Annotated in this window: 2 rRNA genes (1 of these 2 running past the window's edge); both read right to left on the bottom strand. The window is 57.4% G+C overall.

Annotated features, from left to right (window positions below):
• Position 1: 1 nt before the first annotated feature.
• Positions 2–118, bottom strand: a 5S ribosomal RNA gene (gene rrf, locus SM573_RS29665).
• A gap of 84 nt (positions 119–202) precedes the next feature.
• A 23S ribosomal RNA gene (locus SM573_RS29660) occupies positions 203–2,739 on the bottom strand (it continues 577 nt past the right edge of the window).

Here is a 2,739-nt window from a genome sequence, read left to right as displayed (position 1 = left end):
TGTCCGGCGGTGTCCTACTCTCCCACACCCTCACGAGTGCAGTACCATCGGCGCTGGAGGGCTTAGCTTCCGGGTTCGGAATGTAACCGGGCGTTTCCCCTCCGCCATGACCGCCGTAACACTATCGACATATCAAACAACACCCACACACGGGTTCGTTGTTCGTTTGTCGGGAGTTGCACAGTGGACGCGTAGCAGCTTAGTAGTCAAGTCCTCGGCCTATTAGTACCGGTCAACTGAACCCGTTACCGGGCTTACATTTCCGGCCTATCAACCCAGTCGTCTAGCTGGGGGCCTTACCCCCACAAAGTGGGGTGGGATACCTCATCTTGAAGCGAGCTTCCCGCTTAGATGCTTTCAGCGGTTATCCCTTCCGAACGTAGCTAACCAGCCGTGCCCCTGGCGGGACAACTGGCACACCAGAGGTTCGTCCGTCCCGGTCCTCTCGTACTAGGGACAGCCCTTCTCAAGTATCCTACGCGCACGGCGGATAGGGACCGAACTGTCTCACGACGTTCTAAACCCAGCTCGCGTACCGCTTTAATGGGCGAACAGCCCAACCCTTGGGACCTGCTACAGCCCCAGGATGCGACGAGCCGACATCGAGGTGCCAAACCATCCCGTCGATATGGACTCTTGGGGAAGATCAGCCTGTTATCCCCGGGGTACCTTTTATCCGTTGAGCGACACCGCTTCCACACGCAAGTGCCGGATCACTAGTCCCGACTTTCGTCCCTGCTCGACCTGTCAGTCTCACAGTCAAGCTCCCTTGTGTACTTGCACTCAACACCTGATTGCCAACCAGGCTGAGGGAACCTTTGGGCGCCTCCGTTACCCTTTAGGAGGCAACCGCCCCAGTTAAACTACCCACCAGACACTGTCCCTGAACCGGATAACGGTCCGAAGTTAGATACCCAAATCAACCAGAGTGGTATTTCAAGATTGCCTCCACCCATACTGGCGTATGAGCTTCACCGGCTCCCACCTATCCTACACAAGCCAATCCGGATACCAATGTCAAGCTATAGTAAAGGTCCCGGGGTCTTTCCGTCCTGCCGCGCGTAACGAGCATCTTTACTCGTAGTGCAATTTCGCCGGGCCTGTGGTTGAGACAGTGGGGAAGTCGTTACGCCATTCGTGCAGGTCGGAACTTACCCGACAAGGAATTTCGCTACCTTAGGATGGTTATAGTTACCACCGCCGTTTACTGGCGCTTAAGTTCTCCGCTTCGCCCCCGAAAGAGCTAACAGGTCCCCTTAACGTTCCAGCACCGGGCAGGCGTCAGTCCATATACATCGAATTACTTCTTCGCATGGACCTGTGTTTTTAGTAAACAGTCGCTTCCCCCTGCTCTCTGCGGCCATACAACGCTCCACCCGCGCGGGGCTTCACGTCTCCGGCCCCCCTTCTCCCTAAGTTACGGGGGCAATTTGCCGAGTTCCTTAACCACAGTTCGCCCGATCGCCTCGGTATTCTCTACCTGACCACCTGTGTCGGTTTGGGGTACGGGCCGCTCGGAACTCGCTAGAGGCTTTTCTCGGCAGCATAGGATCACTGACTTCACCTGAATCGGCTCGGCATCACGTCTCAGCCTTCATGCGCTGCGGATTTGCCTACAGCACGGCCTACACGCTTACCCCGGCACAACCACCGGCCGGGCTCAGCTACCTTCCTGCGTCACCCCATCGCTTGACTACTACCCGCCAGGTTCCCACGCTCCCCACCCTCAACCCGAAGGTCTTGGATGGTTTGGGTGGTTAGCACAACGAGGTTCATCAGGGTCGCTCCTTCGCGGGTACGGGAATATCAACCCGTTGTCCATCGACTACGCCTCTCGGCCTCGCCTTAGGTCCCGACTCACCCAGGGCGGATTAGCCTGGCCCTGGAACCCTTGGTCATCCGGCGGAAGGGTTTCTCACCCTTCTTTCGCTACTCATGCCTGCATTCTCACTCGTGCCGCGTCCACAACTCGATCACTCGGCTGCTTCACCCCCGGCACGACGCTCCCCTACCCACCCACACACCTGCACCAACACCACAAGGATGCCAGCGAAGTCATTGTGTGAGTGCCACAGCTTCGGCGGTGTGCTTGAGCCCCGCTACATTGTCGGCGCGGAACCACTTGACCAGTGAGCTATTACGCACTCTTTAAAGGGTGGCTGCTTCTAAGCCAACCTCCTGGTTGTCTATGCGACCCCACATCCTTTTCCACTTAGCACACGCTTAGGGGCCTTAGCTGGTGATCTGGGCTGTTTCCCTCTCGACTACGAAGCTTATCCCCCGCAGTCTCACTGCCGCGCTCTCACTTACCGGCATTCGGAGTTTGGCTGATTTCGGTAAGCTTGTGGGCCCCCTAGACCATCCAGTGCTCTACCTCCGGCAAGAAACACGCGACGCTGCACCTAAATGCATTTCGGGGAGAACCAGCTATCACGGAGTTTGATTGGCCTTTCACCCCTAACCACAGGTCATCCCCCAACTTTTCAACGTTGGTGGGTTCGGCCCTCCACGCGGTCTTACCCGCGCTTCAGCCTGCCCATGGCTAGATCACCCCGCTTCGGGTCTAGGACACGCGACTCAACGCCCTATTCAGACTCGCTTTCGCTACGGCTCCCCCACACGGGTTAACCTCGCCACATGCCACTAACTCGCAGGCTCATTCTTCAAAAGGCACGCCGTCACCCCGAAAGGCTCCGACGGATTGTAGGCGAACGGTTTCAGGTACTATTTCACTCCCCT

The sequence above is a fragment of the Micromonospora xinjiangensis genome (assembly GCF_056150165.1).
The sequence above is the reverse complement of the archived record's forward strand: the minus strand, read 5'-3'. Positions and strand labels throughout refer to the sequence as shown.